Source organism: Pseudomyxococcus flavus, assembly GCF_050038885.1.
Classification (GTDB): Bacteria; Myxococcota; Myxococcia; order Myxococcales; family Myxococcaceae; genus Myxococcus; species Myxococcus flavus.
This window is the reverse complement of sequence record NZ_CP143624.1, coordinates 5,478,074-5,497,608: the sequence shown is the minus strand read 5'-3', so window position 1 is coordinate 5,497,608 and position 19,535 is coordinate 5,478,074. Positions and strand designations below refer to the sequence as shown.

Genomic DNA, 19,535 nt, shown 5'->3' with positions numbered 1-19,535 from the left:
GGCCAAACCGGAAGAAGTCGCCTCCTGAAGTCATACAGGTGAATCATGGGACAGACCGCTGAACCTTCGAAGACGCCGCCGCTGGTCCTGACGAATCCCAAGGGACTGTTCGACCCGGCGCCCTACGGCTTCTCGCACGTGGCGCAGGTGGCGCCCGGCACCCGGCTCATCTACCTGGCGGGGCAAGGTGGGGAGAGCGAGACCGGGGCGCTCGAGCCCGACTTCCGCCTCCAGGTGCGACAGGCATTCCGGAACATCCGCACGGCGCTGGAGTCCGTGGGGGCCAGCGTCGGCGATGTCGCCAAGCTCACGATGCTCGTGGTGGACCACACGGAGGAGAAGCTCCGGATTATCGGCCCCGAGCTGGACGCGGCCTGGAACGGCGGCATGAAGCCGACCTGCACGCTGATTCCCGTCCCTCGGCTGGCACTGGACGGAATGCTCTTCGAAGTCGAAGCGGTCGCGGTCCTCCGCGCGTGACAGCAGCATCAAGGCCCCGGTGTCTGCGTCACGAACGTCACTTCACCTGGCGGACCTGATACGGGATGCTGGCAGGAGTGATGGAGAGCGCTCAGTCCATCCTCCTGGTGGAGGACGATGAACGGCTGGCCGAGCTGGTCAGCTCCTTCTTGAAGGGCCAGGGCTTCCGGGTGCGGACCGTGACGAATGGCCCAGATGCGCTCGCCGCCCTCCGGAGCGAGCCACCGGACTGCGTCGTCCTGGACATCCTCCTGCCCGGCATGGATGGCATCGAGGTGTGTCGGCAGGCGCGCGCCATCTACCCGGGCTGGATTCTCATGCTCACCGCCCTGGACGAGGACATTCACGAGGTGGTGGCGCTCGATACAGGCGCGGACGACTACCTCACCAAGCCGGTGCGCCCACACGTGCTCCTGTCCCGCCTGCGCGCCCTCTTCCGCCGTGCCACCCGAGGGGCCGCCGCACCGTCTCATGACAGCCGGTGGCTCCCGTCCGTGAAGCTACGCATCGACGGCCTCCTCCGCACGGTGAGCCTCGCGGACACTCCGGTGCACCTCACGGATGCCGAGTTCGACCTGCTGTGGCTGCTCGCCCGCAACGCGCCGGAGGTGCTCAGCCGGGATGCGCTGCTCTCCGCGCTCCGTGGCATCGAGCACGATGGGTTGGACCGCTCCATCGACATGCGCATCTCCAAGCTGCGCCGGAAGCTCGGCGACGAGCAGCCACCGCACCGAATCATCAAGACGGTGCGCGGCCGGGGCTACTTCTGCGCGCCATGATGAATCCGCGCGTGGTCCCCCTCCGCCAGCTGGGCGGACTCTTCTTCCGGATGTACGCGGGCATCGTCGCCGCCATCGTCCTGGCGCTCGTCGTGATGGTGGGAATGTCCACGCAGCGGCTGCCGCCCCAATCGCTCGACGCGGCGCAGGCGGAAGCCCACGCGGAGACCTCGGGCCGCGAGCTGGAGGGCCTCACCCAGGGCCTGCAATGGCTCATCGAGCAGGAGCTGCTCGCGCAGCCCCAGGAGCGGTGGGCGGAGGTCGTGGCCAGGTGGCGGCGGCACTTCGACTACCCCATCGAGCTGCGCGCCCAGGGCGACGTGCTGGGCATGAATCCACCGGGGCGCGTCCGCGAGCGGCTGGCGCGCGGCGTGCCCTCGGCGTGGTTGAAGTCCTCGGGCGTCACGGGGGACCGGGTGTTCCTGTTCCTCCCGCTTCGCGGCTCGGAGCAGGTGGTGGTGCAGGAGCTCCGCCTCGGCCCCAGCCCGGAGCGGGCGATTGAGTTCCTCGCGCCCGAGACGACCGTGCTGCTCGCCGTGCTCGGGCTCGCGGTGCTGGCGCTCACGTGGCCGCTGTACCGGCATGTCACGCGGCTGGCGGCGACCGCGAGCACCTTCGGGCAGGGCGACTTCCAGGCCCGCGCGGAGGCCCGGGCGCCGGAGCCCATTGGCCACCTGGCGCGGACGTTCAACGACATGGCGGAGCGCATCCAGCGCATGAGCCAGGAGCAGCAGGCCAGCCTGCAGGCGATTTCCCACGAGTTGCGCACCCCCATCTCCCGCCTGCACTTCGCCCTGCACCTCGCGCGCGAGACCCCGGACGTGGCCACGCTCCACGCACAGCTGGCCGACATGGAGAAGGACGTGGGCGAGCTGGACCAGCTCACCGAGGAGCTCCTCACGTTCACACGCCTGCATCGCGACGCCCCACCGCTGGAGCGGGAGCGCGTGGACCTGACGGCGATGGTGACGGAGCTGTTCCACCAGCTCTCCGTGTTCAGCCCGAACCTGAGGCTCCAGCTCCATGCCACGGGCACCGTGGAGGCGGAAGGCTCGGCGCGCTATCTGCGGCGGGCCATCGGCAACCTCATCCGGAATGCGCAGCGCCATGCCCGCTCGGAGGTGCGCGTCCACGTGAGCCGGGACGAGCAGCGCTGCACCGTCGCCGTGGATGACGACGGCCCCGGCATTCCCCCCTCCGAGCGCGAGCGGCTGTTCCTCCCCTTCACCCGACTGGACGACAGCCGCAACCGCAAGACGGGCGGCCATGGGCTGGGGCTGGCCATCACCCACCGCATCATGCAGGCGCACCAGGGCCAGGCATGGGTGACGGAGGCCCCGCTGGGAGGCGCACGCGTCGCGCTGTCCTGGCCCCATGCCCCGTGAGCGCGCGGTGACAAACGGTGACAATCGCTGACGCGACTCCCACGGTCCCGGGCGCCCCGCTCTGGAAAGAGTCCCCCCGAGCCCGCCCCCTGGGCCATGGGAGACGCCGATGCATACCCACCCGCTTGCCCCGCGCCGCTGCCTCCTGGCGCTGCTGGTCGCCTGCACCTTCGCCGCTGCCTGTGATGACGACACGCCTCCACCCGAGCCGGACTACGCCGCGCTGAAGCGGGGGTTCGAGCGCGAAATCCCCATTGCCCTGATGCAAGCCGGGGTGAAGGGCCTGAGCCTCGCGCTGGTCGACGGCGATGAGGTGGTCTGGTCCCAGGGCTTCGGCATGGCCGACGTAGAGGCCGGCCTCCAGGCCACGCCTCAGACGGTCTACCGCATGGGCTCCGTGGCCAAGGTCTTCACGGCTTCCGCCGTCATGCAGCTCGTGGAAGCGCGCCGTGCCAGCCTGGACCAACCCATCGAGGAGGTCATCCCGGGGTTCAGCATGCAGAGCCGCTTCTCCGGTGGCCCCATCACCCTGCGGAGCCTGCTCACGCACCACGCGGGCATCCCCGAGCAGCTCGGTGGCGGCTTCTCCCCCCGCCCCCTCACCCTCGCCGAGCGCGTGGAGGCGCTGCGTGAGGAGCACCGCGCGTGGCCGGTGGGCACCCTCCACGCCTACAGCAACACGGGCTTCGTCATCGCGGGCCGCGCGGTGGAGACCGCCTCCGGGAGCGACTTCGACACGTTCATGCGGCAGCACCTCTTCGGCCCGTTGCGCATGGAGCACTCCGCGTTCCGCGTGACGCCGGCCCTCTCGGAGCGACTGGCCAGGGGTTACGGCGCCCTGCCCCCGGAGGACATCCCTCCGTACTGGCTGGAGAGCGAAGGGCCCGCGGGTGGACTGCTTGGCTCCGTGGAGGACCTGAGCCACTTCGTCCTCATGCTCCTGAACGACGGCCGCTTCGACGGCCGACAGGTGCTTCAGCCCGAATCCCTCCAGGAGCTGTGGCGTGAGCAGAACGCCGGCCATCCGCTCGACGTGGGCACCCGCATTGGCCTCGCGTGGTACCTGCACGACGTGCCCCTGGAGGGTGGAGGAACCGTGCGGATGGTGGAGCACGACGGTGGCGCCATCCAGTTCAACGCGATGGTGGCGTTGATGCCCGAGCACCGGCTCGGCGTGGTCGTGATGTCCAACACCGACAGCGCGGGAGGGCTCGTCAATGGCCTCGCCCGAGAGGTGCTCGCGCGCGCCCTGAAGGTGAAGACGGGCCAGGTGGTGGCCGAGCCTTCGGCGCCCGCGGTGCAGCCCGAGCCCCAGCCCTCCGAGGCGCTCGCCACGTGGACGGGGCTCTATGCGACGGACGCGGGCCCCATGCGCATCGAGGTGCAGGGCGACAACCTGGTGGCGGTCGCCGGCGACCTCGTGCTCGAGCTGGTGCCGCACCAACAGGGCTTCTTCAGGACGCGGGTGGGCGACGCCCCGCTGTGGCTCAGCTTCCAGCAGGCAGGGAGCCACACGCTGCTGCTGGGCCACTCGGAGACACAAGGCGCGGGCCTGCTCGGAACGCGCATCGCCCCCGCGCCCATGCCCGAGTCGTGGCGTGCACGGCTGGGCACGTACCGGGTTCCTCCCGGCCACACGCGCGAGCTGCTCGACGCGCTCGTGCTGAGCGACGCGGGCGGGCTCCTTCTTCTCTCCTATACGGGCCCGCTCTACGACGGACCGGTGACCGTGGTGCTGGACCCGGCCGGTGAGGACCTCGCGGCCGTGGCGGGCCTGGGCCGAGGCCGGGGAGAGGTGCTCCGCGCCAAGGACGAGGTGGACGGAGCGTCGCTCACCTTCAAGGGTGTGCGCCTCCACCGCGCGCCATGACAGCTCACGCCTCGCGCCCTGGCCCAATCGTCGTGCCGGGGTCAGATGTTGATGCGGGAGCTGACGGTGCGGATGTCCAATCCCAGCGCGGAGAACTCGGCGGCGTGGGCGCGCAGGAGCTCCACGAAACGGGGATGCACGTCCGCCTCCTCGTTCGCCAGGAGGAAGCCGTAGTTCGTCTTCGACAGCATCCACGAAATCCACAGCATCTCCGTGGCCTCCTCCGGCGGCGGCGCGACGTCATGGTCCGCCTCCGTCGACAGCGCGCCCCCCTTGCCCCAGCGCAGGCCCAGGCACGCGTAGAGCACCTCGCCCGCGTCATCCCACTGGAGGTTGTTGGCCCAGGCGTGGCGAAAGGTCGCGAAGTAGATGACGTACCGGCACAACTGCTTGAGCGCGTCCATCTCTCCGGGCTGGGGCGCGTCCGTCCGGGTCACCGCGCTGACCGCCTTGGCGTGGACTTCGGCGACCTTCGCGTCCAGGTCCATGCGCTCGGAGCGCACGAACCACGGCGCCGCCCGTCCCGGCACCGTCGCGCGCAGGTAGCGGCACACGAAGGCGGGCGCCGAGTGCGCCACCAGGTCGTCCGAGAAGCGCCGCACCTCGGCCCACTGCGCCTCCAACGCCGCGCCGTGCTCCGCGAAGAAGGCCTCCACGTGCTCCCCCACCAGTCGCCAGAACAGACCCGCTGCGCGTGCGTAGCGGTGCGACTCGCAGATGGGCGGCGCGGGCGTGAAGCCCTTCCAGTCGTAGCTGCCCATCAGGTGCAACAGGCGCGTCTCCACGCTGCGCTCGGTGAGCGCGCTGGCGCGGGTGATGTAGCCCGTGGGCCCCACGAGGAAACCGTTGGCGGAGTGGTTGATGAGGACCACCTCGCGCAGGTGCGGCATGAGCAGCCAGCGCAGCGGACTGCGACGCAGGTTGCGATGCGCGGCGATGGCGTACTGCTCCACGTTGAAGTGGCACTGGCCCAGGTGGTTGCCCAGCTCCGTCTCCAGCGTCGCGCTCACCCGCGCCATCCGCTTGGCGGCCTCCCAGCCCTCGCCGTCCGCGGGCGTGTAGCTCCGCCGCGTCACGGGAGCGCCCGGCGCCGTCGCGCCCGGCTCGCGCATGCCCAGGATGATGCGCACCGGCAACAGTCGCCCCTCCACCAGCCGCAGCCGCACGTCCACGTCCGGCAGGCAGTGGACGCCGTCCTGCTCGTAGGCGTTCCATGGAAAGTAGAGCCGGAACGCCGCCGGGTCGCCGGGGGCCTCAGGGTCTCCATCCATGATGGTGGAGAACATGCCGTTGAGCAGCCGCTCCCCGAAGAAGGCGTCGGTGCGCGTGGAGCCCGGTGACTCGCGCTCCATCCGCACCGTCATCGCCTCCGGATAGTCCGCCTGAATCCGCTCCAGGCTCGGCGCCTGCCCCAGCCGTCCCTGGAGCAGGTGACGGCGCTTGACGAGCTCGATGGGCGCCACCGCCTTCAGCATCGCCAGCGCACGCCCCGGCGCGTAGGCCGTGGGCGGAGTCCCCGCCTCCGTGACATGCAACCGGGCCAGCGGCGTCGTGGGGTCGTACTCCCAATACGGCAACCGCAGCGTGCCGAAGTCGTAGTGGAGCCCACCATGGTCATCCGGCCCCTTCTCCGAGCCGATGCGCCGCCACGTCTCCACCACCTGTCCATCCGGGCGGAAGCTGTGCTGGGGCTCGAAGAAGCGCACCTCCAGGTCGGGCAGGTCCCCCTCGCCCGCGTCGGCCGGGTCATAGCGGATGGAGAACCCGCCATCCGCGTCCGTGAACCCCTCCCCCAGGAAATCATCCGGCGTGCCGAAGTCCCGGTCCCAGAGCTCCACCTTGATGTGATGCAGGGGAATGGGGCCCTGGGGCCCGTCCTGCTCGAAGACCAGCCGCCCCACCGCGACGGCTGGCAGCGTGGCGGAGTCCCTGGCGGGACGGACAGCCCGGACGCGTGGTGCGAGCTCGCGACTGATAGCCAGCCGCTCCTCGAGCGCGAGGCCCGAGTACCACCGGGCCAGCTCCTCCGCGTCGAGCACCTCGTTGCTTCCACGCTCGCGACCCTTGAACCCGAGAGCGCTCATCCATCGGCGCAGCACCTCGTACATCATGCCCGTCCCCCTGCCGCGGGCGCGCCCGTCCCAACGTCTGTCATCAGACCCACCTCTCCGGATGACACTCGCGCGCACGTCCGCCGCGTGTCCGAGGCGCTCGTGCGCTGCGCGACGCCGGCTCGTTCCCAAGGGAGGGTAGCATGCCTTGAGGTCTCGCTTTCCTCGTTCTACGGTCTGCCCCCGTTACACAGAGGGGTTCATGACGGTCGAGTACAAACTCACGATTCGGACGGGCACGAAGCTGGGCGCGGGAACGGATGCGAACATTTCCGTCGTCCTCGTGGGCACGCAGGGAGAAAGCGGTCCCCACCCGCTGGACAAGCAATTCCACAACGACTTCGAGGCGGGCGCGGAGGACGTGTACCTGCTCTCCTCCGAGGACCTGGGGGACCTGGTGCTGCTGCGCTTCAGCAATGCGGGCGGCGTGGCGGCCGACTGGCTGCTCGACTGGGCCACCGTCACGGCCGGAGAGAAGCAGTGGCGCTTCCCCTTCTTCCGGTGGGTGCTGGGCGGCGCCACGGTGGACGTGCTCGAGGGGACCGCGAAGCTCGCTCGCCAGGCAGGCAGCGAGCGCGAGTCCAGGGCGCGGCGCGAGCTGCTGGAGGCCCGCCAGCGGATGTACCCGTGGCGCGCACCCGAGGCGACCGAGGGGCTTCCCGGCGCGCTCGACATCAGCGAGGCGCGGCCCCTGCCGAAGGACGAGCTCTACCGGGGCCTGACGGAGGGCAGCTACGAAGTGGTCATCGCCAAGACGCTGGCGGCCATCAAGCTGAACCTCCCCATGCTGGCCCGCGCCTGGAACGGGCTGGTGGACATCTTCGACTTCTTCAAGCACCTGGAGGTGCCCCAGCTCGCGCCGCGCTGGAAGGACGACCTCGAGTTCGCGCGGCAGGCCGTCCAGGGCATCAACCCGCTTCACATCACCCTCATCCCCAGCCTGCCGCAGGGCATGCCGCTCAGCGACGATGACGTCCGGGGCCTCCTGTCGCCCGGCACCACGCTGGCCATGGCGCTCGACGCCAAGCGCATCTTCCTGCTCGACTTCGAAATCCTCGACGACATCACGATGTACCGGAAGGTGGACGCGGACGGCGTCGAGGAGCGGCGCTGGGCGCCCGCGGCGCGCTGCCTGCTGTACCTGGATGACCAGCGTCAGCTGCGGCCCCTGGCCATCCAGCTCGGGCGGGACGCCCAGCAGGACCCGGTCTTCACGCCCAACGACGACGCGTACGACTGGCTCGCCGCGAAAATCTACCTCCGGTGCAGCGAGGGCAACGCGCACCAGATGGTGGCGCACGCGCTGCGCACGCACTTCGTGGCGGAGCCGTTCGTCATGGCGACGATGCGCAACCTGCCGGACCCGCATCCCGTCTACAAGCTGCTGCGGCGCCACTTCCGCTACACGCTCGCCATCAACGAGGGCGCACGCAAGGGCCTGCTCGCCGCGGGCGGGGTGTTCGACGACTTCATCGCGACGGGCGGCCCCGACAAGGGCCACCTCCAGCTGGGCAAGAAGGGCTTCCAGCGCTGGACGCTGGCGGACAACAAGCCCCGTCCGGACCTCGAGCGGCGGGGCGTGCTGGACCCGGCCGTGCTCCCCAACTATCCCTACCGCGACGACGCCCTGCCCTTGTGGGACGCGCTCGAGGAGTACGTCGGCGGCGTCCTCAGGCACTTCTACCGGACCGATGCCGACCTCGAGGGCGACACCGAGATGCAGCAGTGGTGGAAGGACCTCACCGAGCACGGGCTGCCCGCGGACAAGCTGCCGTGCCGGGAGCTGCGCCGCGTCGACGACCTGGTCGACATCCTCACCACCGTCCTCTTCACGGTCAGCGTGCAGCACGCGGCGGTGAACTACCTGCAATACGAGCACTACGCCTTCGTACCGAACGCGCCCCTGTCCATGCGCCGGGCGCCTCCCCGACAGAAGGGGACGCTGCGTGCCGAGGACATCCCCGAGATGATTCCCACCAAGTCCCAGATGCTCTGGCAGGTCGCCATCGGCCGGGCGCTCTCCAGCTTCGGGGACGACGAGGAGTACCTGCTGCACGAGGGCGGCTGGCGCGAGGAGTACTTCCAGGAGCCGGCGCTGGTGGCCATTCGCGAGCGTTTCCAGGAGCGCCTGCGCGCCCAGCGCGACGCGGTGGAGGCGCGCAACGCGGGCGCCGAGGTGCCCTACACCGTCCTGCGGCCCGACCGGATTCCCTGCGGCATCACCGTCTGAGCCCCCGGAGACACGCGCCCATGCCCAACCTGCTCTCTCGAGGTCTCTTCAACCTGTTCTTCGGCGGCCGGCGCAAGCCCCTGGAACGCCTGCCGGGGCCCCCGCCGGGGATTCTGGGCAACATCGGCGACTTCCTCGGCGCCCAGCCCTGGGACGTCTGCGCTCGCTACGCGCGCACCTACGGCCCCGTCGCCGTCACCTGGCTGGGGCCCAGCCCCGCGCTGGTGCTCAACGACCCCGCCCTCATCCACGAGGTGCTCGAGACGCGCCGGCTGGAGTTCGAGAAGGGGAACATCGGCGACCAGATTCGCCACTCCGTCACGGACGACACGCCCTTCATCGCCCAGCAGGGTGAGGACTGGGCTCGCAAGCACGCCATGGATCCGCTCGCGCAGCCGTGGACGCCCGCCTGGCAGGCCGCCCAGGTGGAGCCCCTGCGCGTGGCCATCCTCGAGTCGGTGGAGGCGCTGCTCCAGCAGCCGTCCATCGACCTGACGCCCGCGCTGCGCAAGCTGACGTTCGACGCGTTCTGCGTGGCCACGGTGGGCGAGAAGCTCCCCACGTCCGTGTACGATGACTTCATGCTCCTGGCGGCGGCGGCCGACGCGCGCATCCAGGCCAAGCTGCCGTTGAAGTTCGTCTCGCCCCCCAAGGGCTTCGCGGCCGCGAAGGAGCGCTTCTACGGCCTGTTCCTGGACAAGGTGCGCGCGGCCAGGCAGGCCCCGGCGCCGCACCGCGTGGACCTGATGTCGTGGACGCTGCGCGAGATGCCCCAGCTCGATGACCAGGTGCACGCGAACCTGCTCGGCGGGTTCTTCTTCGGCGGCGTGTTCTCCTCGAGCACCACCCTGGTGGGTGCCTTCCACCAACTCAACAAGTACCCCGCCACCGAGGAGCGGCTGGCGCTGGAGTCCGCCGCGCTGGCGGAGGGGCCGCTCACCCTGGAGCGACTGAAGGACGCCCCCTGGGGCGAGGCCGTGGCCTATGAGGCCATGAGAATCCTGCCCGCGGTGCGCATCTTCCTGCGCCGCACGCCGCCCACGCCGACGCGACTGGCGGAGGTCACGCTGCCGCCGGGCACGACCCTCATGATTTCCAACCAGCACCTGCACCGGGACCCGGACCACTGGACGAGCCCGGAGACGTTCAACCCGGAGCGCTGGCTCGACGGGGGCGCGGCGCGGAATCCGCTCGGCAGCGGCCACTTCTTCCCCTTCGGCCGGGGCCCTCGCGCCTGCGTGGCCGGGGACTTCGCCATGGTGTTCCTGCGCACGGCCCTGGCCACCCTCTCCGCCCACGCGCGCGTCCACGTCGACTCGACGGAGCCCTTCGAGGAGGGCTTCTTCTTCGGCGTGGTGCGCCCCCAGGGCGTCACCGGCAAGCTCGTCCCGCGCCAGCGGCAAACCCTTCACCCTCCCACGGGAGCCCGTCCCACCCCCGCAGTGGAATCCGCATGACCTTGTTCCGACACCCTCGAGACCGCATCCCCGTCCTGCTGTTCACCCTGGTGTTCGCCCTGGACCTGACGGTCTTCTTCACGGCGCGAAGCTGGTGGTTCCCCATCCTCTGGCTCGCCCTGGGGGTGATTCCCAAGGGGTGGATCAGCGCGTGGAACCACCACCACCAGCATGTGCCCATGTTCCGGCACACACTGCCCAACCGGCTCCTGGAGCTCATCTTCGGCTTCCAGACGGGCGTGACGTCCCATGCGTGGTTCCTGCACCACGTCCTGGGCCACCACCGCAACTACCTGGACCAGACCAAGGACGAGTCGGCGTGGAAGCGCCGCGACGGGTCCACCATGGGCGAGGTGGAGTACTCCGTCTTCAATGCGCTCGTCGCCTATCCCCGTGCGTTCCGCGTGGGCCGCTCTCATCCCAAGGCGATGCGCGTCTTCCTGGCCATGGGCGCGCTCCAGGTGGCGCTGCTCGGCGTGCTGTTCTGGCACAACTGGTACAACGCCCTCTGGGTGTTCCTGCTCCCCATGATGGTGTCGCTCTACGTCACCGTCTGGGCCACCTACTTCCACCACGTGGGGCTGGAAGCGACGGAGCACACCCACGCCTCGTACAACATCCTGCACAAGGGCTACAACCTGGTGACTGGCAACCTGGGCTACCACACCGCGCACCACGCGAAGCACGGGCTGCACTGGTCCCAACTGCCCGAGCTTCATGCGCAGCTCGCCCAGGACATCCCGGCCACGCATTACCGGCAGCCGGGCATCCCCTTCGTGTGGGTCAACCCGGAAGCGAAGATCGAGCCGGGCGAGACGGAGCTCGGCGCCATCGCCCGGTGACCCGGTGTGCCTCGCCCCGCGAGCTCGCGGGGCGGTGCCCGATGCGTACGACGTGAGGCCCACGCTCCGTACAGCTCGTCCCCCACCCGATAGGCGGCATGGGGCGGAGGACCCCAAGTTGCTTCCCACATGCCTTTGAGACGATGGTTCGCCTCGTCACTCAGGCGGGGACGATGAAGAACAAGCAGCGGCTGATGGTGTGGTGGATGTTGGCTGTCGTGGCGGTGGGCGGCTGCGCGGAGGAGCTGGAAGCTCCCGAGTCCCCGCGACGCGACGTGGCGCGCTCCGCGCAGGACCTTTCGAGCACCTTCCCGGTGAGCGTGAAGCGGGTGAAGGACCTGCGGCCCGGAGACATGGGCTCCGCGCCCGGCTCGCTCACGGCCGTGGACACCACCCTCTTCTTCTCCGCCACGGACGACACCGGCTCCGCGCAGCTCTGGGCGAGCCAGGGGACGGAGGCCGGCACCACGGCCCTGCGCAAGCTCCAGGTGGAAGCCTCCACCACCTCCTCGCCGGTCCGACAGGCCGCCATGAATGGCGCCTTCTACTTCACGGCTTACGAGTCGAGCAGCGGCTACGAGCTGTGGAAGAGCGACGGCACCGTCGCGGGGACGGTGCGCCTCACGGACCTCTCCTACGACAGCTCGACGAGCGCCGCCTCCAGCCTCACCGCCTCGGGCGGAATGCTCTACTTCGTCATCACCAAGGGGACCGGCACCGACGAGCTGTGGAGGAGCAACGGCACGCCGGGAGGCACGGGGTACGTGGCCCCCCTGGCCCACGGTGGCGCCTCGCGCCCCGGGGCCTCCGTGCTGACGGCCATGGGCGGCACCGTCTACTACTCCTGCTACAGCAGCGTCGGCTACGAGCTGTGCAGGTTCGACCCCATCAACAGGGCCAACGTCCAGGTCAAGGACATCTACAACATGTATGGCAGCTCCCTGCCCTCGCAGCTCACGGTGGTGGGGGAGACGCTCTTCCTGGAAGCCAATGACGGCATGGGCGGCCGCGAGCTGTGGAAGAGCGATGGGACCAACGCGGGCACCGTGCGCGTGCGCGACATCCGCCCGGGCTCCGCCTCCTCGAGCCTCGCGTCGTTGACGGCGGTGGGCAGCACCCTCTTCTTCATGGCGGACGACGGCGTCAGCGGCGCGGAGCTGTGGAAGAGCGACGGCACCGAGGCCGGCACCGTGCGCGTCCGGGACATCGTGCCGGGCCCCCTGGGCTCCACCCCTCGGAACCTGGTGGCCGTGGGCGGCACCCTCTTCTTCGTGGCCGACGACGGTGTCAGCGGCGCGGAGCTGTGGAAGAGCGACGGCACCGAGGCCGGCACCCTGCGCGTGCGCGACATCCGCCCTGGAGTCGAGGGCTCGTATCCGGGGTCGCTCGTGGACGGGGGCGGGACGCTCTTCTTCACCGCCAATGACGGCGTGGCCGGAGATGAGCTGTGGAAGAGCGACGGCACCGAGGCCGGCACCCTGCGCGTGCGCGACATCCACCCCGGCGCCGAGAGCTCCGGCGCCAGCGCCCTCACGCGCGTGGGAGACAGCGTCTTCTTCACCGCCGAGGATGGCGTCACCGGCCGCGAGCTCTGGAAGAGCGACGGCACCGAGGCCGGCACCCTGCGCGTGCGAAACATCCGCCAGTCCGGTGCCGCCTGAAGTGGACCCCGTTTTTTGGACCACCCCCATCTTTGCGTTTTGAGCCGACTCCCACGTAGGAGAACGGCCATGAAGCAGAGGAACAAGAAGCGGTTCGACCCGGAGTTCAAGGCGCGCGTAGCGCTGGAGGCGCTGCAGGAGAAGGAGAGCCTGGCGCAGCTGGGGCGCCGGCACGGGGTGCACCCGGTGCTGGTGGGCCAGTGGAAGAAGCAGCTGCTGGAGAAGGCGGCCACGGCCTTCACCACCGAGGCCGCGGGGCGGGACGCCGAGAAGGTGCAGGACGAACTGCTGCGGAAAATCGGCGAGCTGACGGTGGAGCGCGATTTTTTAGCGCGCGGGCTGCAGCGCTCCCGCTGAGCGAGAGGCGAGCGATGGTGCAGCCCGGACTCGACACGCTCTCGGTGCGCAAGCAGTGCGACCTGCTCCAGGTCTCGCGCTCGGGGCTCTACTACCAGCCCATCGAAGTGAACGCCGAGGAGCTCCAGCTCATGCGCCGCATCGACGAGCTGTACCTGGCGCGGCCCTTCTACGGCAGCCGCCGCATGACGGTGGTGCTCCAGCACGAGGGGTACGAGGTGAACCGCAAGCGCGTGCAGCGGCTCATGCGCCTCATGGGCCTGGAGGGGATGGCACCTGGGCCGCATACCAGCCGGCCCCACCCGGAGCATCCCGTCTACCCGTACCTGCTTCGAGGGCTGGCTATCGTGAAGCCGAACCAGGCCTGGGCGGCCGACATCACGTACGTGCCGCTGGCGTACGGGTGGGCGTACCTGGTGGCCATCATGGACTGGTTCAGCCGGGTGGTGCTGGCCTGGCGCGTGTCCAACACGCTCTCGACGGACTTCTGCATCGAGGCTCTCGAAGAGGCCCTGCGCCACCATGGACCTCCCAGCATCTTCAACACCGACCAGGGGGCGCAGTTCACGGACAAGGACTGGCTCGCGGTGCTCAAGGGGCAGCAGGTGCGCATCAGCATGGACGGCAAGGGCCGGTGCGTGGACAACATCTTCGTCGAGCGGCTCTGGCGCAGCCTCAAGTACGAGGAGGTCTATCTCAACGCCTACGCCGACGTGCGCCAGGCCTGGGCGGGCGTGGGCCGCTGGCTGCGCTTCTACAACCTTGAGCGCCCGCACCAGGCGCTCGGGTACCGCACGCCCATGCATGTCTACCGCACCGGCCTCATCGAGCACGCGGCGTGACTCCACAGGCCTCCACAGCTATCCACAGGTTACGAGTCTCCCCCCGCGCCCCCCTCGACACGACCACGACGACGACGTATCAACACACTCTCACCGTCGGCTCAGGCGCAAAGATGGATTGCCCCAAAGTGGTCCAGCCGATGGGGTCCACCTCAGCCAGCTCCGACCCGGGGGAGCTGACCGAGCTGAACGGGATGCTGTTCTTCCGCGCGGACAATGGCGGCGATGGCCCCGAGCTGTGGAAGAGCGACGGCACCGAGGCCGGCACCGTGCGCGTCCGGGACATCTCGCCTGGTGGCCGGGGCTCCGCGCCCTCGTCGCTGAGGAGCGCGGGCGGGCTGCTCTTCTTCACCGCGGACAATGGCGCGACAGGCAAGGAGCCGTGGAAGAGCGATGGCACCGAAGCCGGCACCGTACTCCTGCGCGACATCAAGCCCGGGGCCGCGACCTCCTATCCGGATGCGCTGGTGAGCGTGGCCGAGCAGGTCTACTTCGCGGCCAGCGATGGTGTGGTGGGCTCCGAGCTGTGGAAGAGCGACGGCACCCCGGCCGGCACCGTGCTCGTCAAGGACATCTCCACCGTAGGCATCTACGAGTCCTCGTCTTCTCCCTACACCTTGTTCCCGGCGGGCGGGCGGCTCTTCCTCCGGGCCGATGACGGCATCAGGGGAGTGGAGCTCTGGAAGAGCGAAGGCACCCCAGCCAGCACGGTGCTCGTCAAGGACATCAACCCGGGCAGAGAGGATTCCTACCCGTGGGACTTCGCCCGCGTGGGCGACACGGTCTACTTCTCCGCCAGTGACGGCACCAGCCGCGCGCTCTGGAAGAGCGACGGCACGGAGGCAGGCACCGTCAAGGTGGCGGACGTCAACCCGAGCTACCTGCTCGCCGTGGACAACACGCTCTTCTTCCAGGCCAGTGACGCCACGGGTGGCAGCGAGCTGTGGAAGAGCGACGGCACGGAGGCAGGCACCGTGCGCGTGCGCGACATCACGCCCGGGAGCGCCGGCTCCGACCCACGGCCGCTGACCCATGCGGAAGGCCTTCTCTACTTCCACGTCTACACCAGCAGCACCGGCTTCCAGCTCTGGAGGAGCGATGGCACCGAGGCCGGCACCACGCGCGTCGACCCCAGGGTGAACTACAGCACCGGCGCGGTGGCGTGGAATGGAGGGCTGGCGCTGTCCGCCTTCGTCACGGGCGTGGGACAGGAGCTGTGGTGGACGGATGGAACGCCGGAGGGGACCCGGCTGCTCGCGGACGTATGGCCGGGCACCGGCTCCAGCGATGTGCGAGACCTGACTGTCGTCGGCGACACCCTGTTCTTCTCGGCGGGCGACGGCCAGTCCGGCCGCGAGCTGTGGAGCGTGGAGGCATTGACGGACACCACGCCTCCCACGGTGACCTGCCCTGAGTCCTTTACCGCCGAGGCCGTGGGACCCCAGGGCACCACCGTGGAGTACCCGCCCGCGTCCGCGACAGACGACTTCCCGGGCTCGCCCGCGGTGAGCTACAGCCACCCGAGCGGCGACGTCTTCCCGCTCGGAGCCACCACCGTCACCGTCACCGCCACCGACGACGCGGGGCATTCCGCGGCATGTACCTTCACCGTCACCGTGAGCGACACCCGGGCGCCCGACCTCTCCTGCCCCGAGGACGTGGAGGCGGAGGCCACGAGCGCCGAGGGCGCCACCGTCGAGTACTCGCCCGCCTCCGCCACCGATGGGGTCTCCACCGCTCACGTGGCGTACAGCCAGGCCTCCGGCACGACGTTCGGCCTCGGCGTCACCTCCGTCACCGTCACCGCGACCGACGACGCGGGCAATTCCGCCTCGTGTGCGTTCAACGTCACCGTGAGCCCGCCCGCGCCGCCGTCCATTACCTGCCCCACGACGGTGGTGGCCGAAGCCACGGGCGCGGATGGCGCCACCGTCACCTGGCCGTCCGCCACCGCCTCCGGCCTGGAACCCGTGCAAGTGACGTACAGCCGGGCGTCGGGCTCGCGCTTCCCGCTGGGGAGCAGCGTCATCACGGCCACTGCGCGGGATGCCCTGGAGCAGACGGCGTCGTGCGATTTCTCCATCGTCGTGCGCGACACCACGCCCCCGGGCCTCACCTGTCCCGCAGCGGTGATGGCGGAGGCGAGCGGCCCCCAGGGGGCCACCGTGGAGTACCCGGCCGCGACGGTGTCGGACACAGTGTCGGCTCCAGTGACGGTGCACTACACCCACGCCTCCGGCACCCTGTTCTCCCTCGGGGAGACCCTGGTCGGCATCATCGCCACGGACGCGGCCGGCAACAGCGCCTCGTGCACCGTGACCATCACAGTGCGCGACACCACCCCGCCCCAGCTCGGCTGCCCGGCGTCCGTCGAGGTCGAAGCCCAGAGCGCCGAGGGCGCGATGTACGTGCCCCTCACCGGCGCCCCACCCTCGGATGCGGTGACGCGCAACCCCACCGTGTCCAGCTCCTACCCGGGTGGTACCCCGTTCCCCCTGGGCACCACCGAGGTCACCTTCACCGCCACCGACGAGGCGGGCAACGCGGGCACCTGCTCCTTCACCGTCACGGTGCGCGACACCACCGCGCCCACCCTGGCGTGCCCGGCGGATGTCACGGTTCAGGCCCGGGAGGCCACGGGCATCGAGGTGGAATACGCGGAGGCCACCACCACGGACGCGGTGTCCACGCCCTCACGGGCCTACAGCCAGGCCTCCGGCACGCGGTTCCCCGTGGGCACCACCCCCGTCACGGTGACGGCCACGGACGCGGCGGGCAACAGCGCCTCGTGCGAGTTCCACGTCACGGTGCAGCCACCCCGTGGCCCCACCCTCGTGGACCCGCCGCAGGAGCTGGGCTGGGGCTGCAGCACCGGCGCGGGCGCACCGGCGGGCCTGGGCTGGGGCGCGCTCCTCCTGCTCGTGTGGTGCAACTCGCGACGCCGCCCCGCCCGTCCGCGGCACGGACTCGACCCGGCCGCGCGGTGAGCAGGGGTCACGCCCGAATGGACCGAGACGGATGTCATCCGGAAGACGGCCACGGCGTCGGCCGGCAGTGGTTTCTCGAGCGCGCCGAGCACGTCGAGCAACAGCTTGCGCGTGCGAGCGCCGACCACGGGCACGAGCGCCGGTTGCTTCGCGAGCACCCACGCCACGGCGAGCTGAGCAGGCGTCATCCCACGCTCCGCGGAGTATGCGTGGAAACGCGCGACGGCCGCTGCGTTGCGTTGGCTCGCCTCGCCACTAAAGTGAGGGAGGTGCATGCGGGCACCGTCTGCCTTCGCGCCCGTCAACAGCCAACGGGTGCACCTTCGCTGCGCGACGAATCGTCTCAGCCCCCACCGCTGAGAGCCCGATGCTTCGCACGTAGCCGCCCTTCACCAACTCGGAGATCGTGCCCACCGCGCGCTGGCACCCGCGGCCAACGCCCCATCGCGCCAGGTGCCCCGTCGTCGCTGAAGCTTGGAGCACCGGAGTGGACGGAACGGGCCAGCGGGGGGAGGCCTCAGGCTGAGCCCCCCCAAGGTGGCGCTCGGAATCCCGTCACGTCGTCTCGGACGAGCGCCTCGGCTCGGCAGCGTCTCTCGGCAGGACCACCGTGAAGCTGGAGCCCGCCATCGGCGCACTCTCCACGGAAATCTGGCCGCCGAGCGCCTCGACAATCTGCCGGCAGATGAAGAGCCCGAGCCCGAGTCCGCCGTAGTGACGCCCCGAAACGGCGCGCTCGAATTTTCCGAAGAGCCGAGGAAGCGCCTCCGGCGCAATGCCGATACCTTCATCGCGCACCGTGATGCGTGCATGCGCCGCTTCGGCGGCCAGGACCACACGGATGGGCTTGCCAGCGCCGTACTTGGCGGCGTTCGTCAGCAGGTTGACCATCACCTGGTCGAGTCGGAACGCATCCCAATGGCCTGAAATGGGGCCATCCGCGAGCACCTCGACGTCGCAACCGGCCTGATTGAAAATCTCCCGCATCCGCTCAACCACGTCCTGCACGAGACGAACGAGGTCGACGTTGGCCAGGTTCAGATGCAGCTTGCCCGCCACGATGCGGCTGACGTCCAGGAGACTCTCCACCAGCTCCGACAGCCGCGTCACCTGACGCTGGGCGCCGAGCAGCCGGCTCTTCACGCGGGCCAGGGTTTCCGGAGGCAGCGCGCGAGCGACGAGCTCATGCTGTAGTCGGAGCGAGGTCAGGGGCGTCCTCAGCTCGTGGGCGGCCACGGAGAGGAACTCGTCGCGAAGGCGCACGGCTTCCTGGGCCTCGCCCCGGGCGCGCCGCTCTCGCGCGAGCAGCTCTGCGTCGTTGATGGAGATGACGGCCTGCCCCACGGCCACCTGGAGGAGATAGCGGTCCTGCTGATTGGGGAAGTCGGCACGTCCGCTCCCCACGAGCACCACGCCTCCTCCAGTCGCCAGTCCTTCGGGCCGCAGGAGGAACAACCGTAGCTCGCCGGGCTGAAGTGGGTGGGGCACCGTCCACGGGGTGTTGCGCGGGGCCTCCGTGCACCAACGCTGGCACGCCTTGCGGACCGTGTCGGCGGGAGTCAGGGGCCAGTGGGTTTCTGACCGGGACTCTCCAGCGGAGACGTCCATGCACACATAGACGACATCTGGCCGGAGGACGTTGCGGAGCACATCGACGAGGCTCGACGCGACGAAGGCCGGCGCCAGCCCTCGCCAGAGCGCCGGCAGGGCGAGCAGCGCGGCGAGGTCGCGCACCTGCCGACGCAGCACCTGCAACTCTTCGGGAGGGACGGACACTAGCGGATAGAACGACTATGGACGCCGTGTTACTGGGTCCATGCCAGGAGCCACACTGGGGGAGGCATCCTCGCCATCACGAGACACGCGCCTGAAGGTCGCGCAGGAACTCGTTCGGGGGGACGAAGAAGGGGTTCTCGTGAAGCATCCCCCCGATGAGCACCATGGGATGGGTACGCAGCACATCCATCATCGTGGCGGCATCGAAACGCTGGACGTCATACACACAGACCGCAGGCTGCTTTTTCTCGTTCAGGAAGGCGTTGACTCGAGCCTCGTACGCGATGAGTTGCTCGACACCGGGGCGCTTCTCGAGCGCCCACTCCATATGCCCGATGATGCGCAGGCGCGGATAACCGGCGGCCTCGCTCTGGGTGATGGCGTGCTCGAAGATGGCGAACATCGCGTCGGGGTTGAAGCACCCGTTCTTGAGGTAACCCTGCTCCCAGGTGAGCACCTCCAGCTGTCCACGCGCGCAGCACTCGTCCGCGTCGATGCCCGTGGCCATCAGGTTCTTGAGGTGGTCTTCGACCAGGCGGGGATCCGTCACGTGGATCGCCTTCTCACCGCCATTCAAGCCTTCCTGGATGAAGGGCGCCAGGACCCGGTACTCCTCCTGAGCGCCATGAAAGAACGCGCAGGCATGGAAGTGGGGGTCAAGCCGGCGTCCACCCAGCGTCACGGGTCGAGAGTCCGGGGTGCAGTCCATGGTGTCGGGCCTTTGGGTAAAGAAGTGGGCGCACGGTCCGGCAGAGGCC

At 69.6% G+C, this 19,535-nt stretch carries 13 protein-coding genes and 1 pseudogene; 10 read left to right on the top strand and 4 right to left on the bottom strand.

Annotated elements, in window-relative coordinates:
- Positions 1–45: 45 nt before the first annotated feature.
- The 4 genes from VZL07_RS22910 (at position 46) to VZL07_RS22895 (ending at position 4,514) form a co-directional block, all read left to right on the top strand.
- Complete coding sequence (locus tag VZL07_RS22910; RefSeq protein ID WP_426749744.1) at positions 46–480, top strand: RidA family protein; 435 nt, start codon at positions 46–48, stop codon at positions 478–480.
- Positions 481–560: 80 nt separating this feature from the next.
- Entirely contained in the window at positions 561–1,259 is a 699-nt protein-coding gene (locus VZL07_RS22905; protein WP_426749743.1) for a response regulator, read from the top strand.
- Between the two features lie 11 nt (positions 1,260–1,270).
- On the top strand, positions 1,271–2,644 hold the full coding sequence (locus VZL07_RS22900) for an ATP-binding protein (protein WP_426749742.1): 1,374 nt from the start codon (positions 1,271–1,273) through the stop codon (positions 2,642–2,644).
- Positions 2,645–2,753: 109 nt separating this feature from the next.
- Complete coding sequence (locus tag VZL07_RS22895; RefSeq protein WP_426749741.1) at positions 2,754–4,514, top strand: serine hydrolase domain-containing protein; 1,761 nt, start codon at positions 2,754–2,756, stop codon at positions 4,512–4,514.
- 41 nt (positions 4,515–4,555) lie between these two features.
- On the opposite strand, the gene VZL07_RS22890 is transcribed toward VZL07_RS22895, so the two are convergent.
- Positions 4,556–6,625, bottom strand: coding sequence for a lipoxygenase family protein (locus VZL07_RS22890; RefSeq protein ID WP_426749740.1), 2,070 nt, complete (start codon positions 6,623–6,625; stop codon positions 4,556–4,558).
- A gap of 202 nt (positions 6,626–6,827) precedes the next feature.
- On the opposite strand from VZL07_RS22890, the gene VZL07_RS22885 reads away from it, so the two are divergent.
- The 6 genes from VZL07_RS22885 to VZL07_RS22860 all read left to right on the top strand — a co-directional run bounded on the left by VZL07_RS22885 (position 6,828) and on the right by VZL07_RS22860 (position 17,001).
- The gene (locus VZL07_RS22885) at positions 6,828–8,855 is read left to right on the top strand and encodes a lipoxygenase family protein (RefSeq protein ID WP_426749739.1); all 2,028 of its coding nucleotides are present in this window, start codon (positions 6,828–6,830) and stop codon (positions 8,853–8,855) included.
- Between the two features lie 20 nt (positions 8,856–8,875).
- Positions 8,876–10,312 carry a cytochrome P450 gene (locus tag VZL07_RS22880; protein ID WP_426749738.1) on the top strand — a complete coding sequence of 479 codons (1,437 nt, stop codon included), beginning with the start codon at positions 8,876–8,878 and terminating at the stop codon, positions 10,310–10,312.
- Positions 10,309–11,154 carry a fatty acid desaturase family protein gene (locus VZL07_RS22875; protein ID WP_426749737.1) on the top strand — a complete coding sequence of 282 codons (846 nt, stop codon included), beginning with the start codon at positions 10,309–10,311 and terminating at the stop codon, positions 11,152–11,154. The genes VZL07_RS22880 and VZL07_RS22875 overlap by 4 nt, the downstream gene beginning before the upstream one ends.
- A gap of 173 nt (positions 11,155–11,327) precedes the next feature.
- A complete protein-coding gene (locus VZL07_RS22870; RefSeq protein ID WP_426749736.1) occupies positions 11,328–12,815 on the top strand; it encodes an ELWxxDGT repeat protein in 1,488 nt (495 codons plus the stop codon).
- Between the two features lie 69 nt (positions 12,816–12,884).
- Positions 12,885–14,014 (top strand): IS3 family transposase gene (locus VZL07_RS22865; RefSeq protein ID WP_426749735.1). Its coding sequence is split into 2 segments (ribosomal slippage): positions 12,885–13,167 and positions 13,167–14,014, totalling 1,131 coding nucleotides; the frame shifts between segments, so codons are not numbered across the junction.
- Positions 14,015–14,154: 140 nt separating this feature from the next.
- Positions 14,155–17,001, top strand: a complete 2,847-nt coding sequence (locus tag VZL07_RS22860; RefSeq protein WP_426749734.1) for an ELWxxDGT repeat protein — start codon at positions 14,155–14,157, stop codon at positions 16,999–17,001.
- Positions 17,002–17,105: 104 nt separating this feature from the next.
- Here VZL07_RS22860 and VZL07_RS22855 read toward each other — a convergent pair.
- The 3 genes and pseudogenes from VZL07_RS22855 to VZL07_RS22845 form a co-directional block, all read right to left on the bottom strand.
- Positions 17,106–17,276 (bottom strand): annotated as a pseudogene (locus VZL07_RS22855) (aldo/keto reductase); the annotation flags it as partial.
- A gap of 280 nt (positions 17,277–17,556) precedes the next feature.
- Positions 17,557–18,750 (bottom strand): sensor histidine kinase, encoded by a 1,194-nt coding sequence (locus tag VZL07_RS22850; RefSeq protein ID WP_426749733.1) that lies wholly within the window; start codon positions 18,748–18,750, stop codon positions 17,557–17,559.
- A gap of 103 nt (positions 18,751–18,853) precedes the next feature.
- Complete coding sequence (locus VZL07_RS22845; protein ID WP_426749732.1) at positions 18,854–19,486, bottom strand: MEDS domain-containing protein; 633 nt, start codon at positions 19,484–19,486, stop codon at positions 18,854–18,856.
- Between the last annotated feature and the right edge of the window lie 49 nt (positions 19,487–19,535).

What these genes read in the sequence shown, in the direction of transcription:
- VZL07_RS22910 (WP_426749744.1), top strand. Translation starts at nt 46, where the DNA reads ATGGGACAGACCGCTGAACCTTCGAAGACGCCGCCGCTGGTCCTGACG.
- VZL07_RS22905 (WP_426749743.1), top strand. Translation starts at nt 561, where the DNA reads ATGGAGAGCGCTCAGTCCATCCTCCTGGTGGAGGACGATGAACGGCTG.
- VZL07_RS22895 (WP_426749741.1), top strand. Translation starts at nt 2,754, where the DNA reads ATGCATACCCACCCGCTTGCCCCGCGCCGCTGCCTCCTGGCGCTGCTG.
- VZL07_RS22890 (WP_426749740.1), bottom strand. Translation starts at nt 6,625, where the DNA reads ATGATGTACGAGGTGCTGCGCCGATGGATGAGCGCTCTCGGGTTCAAG.
- VZL07_RS22885 (WP_426749739.1), top strand. Translation starts at nt 6,828, where the DNA reads ATGACGGTCGAGTACAAACTCACGATTCGGACGGGCACGAAGCTGGGC.
- VZL07_RS22880 (WP_426749738.1), top strand. Translation starts at nt 8,876, where the DNA reads ATGCCCAACCTGCTCTCTCGAGGTCTCTTCAACCTGTTCTTCGGCGGC.
- VZL07_RS22875 (WP_426749737.1), top strand. Translation starts at nt 10,309, where the DNA reads ATGACCTTGTTCCGACACCCTCGAGACCGCATCCCCGTCCTGCTGTTC.
- VZL07_RS22870 (WP_426749736.1), top strand. Translation starts at nt 11,328, where the DNA reads ATGAAGAACAAGCAGCGGCTGATGGTGTGGTGGATGTTGGCTGTCGTG.
- VZL07_RS22860 (WP_426749734.1), top strand. Translation starts at nt 14,155, where the DNA reads ATGGGGTCCACCTCAGCCAGCTCCGACCCGGGGGAGCTGACCGAGCTG.
- VZL07_RS22845 (WP_426749732.1), bottom strand. Translation starts at nt 19,486, where the DNA reads ATGGACTGCACCCCGGACTCTCGACCCGTGACGCTGGGTGGACGCCGG.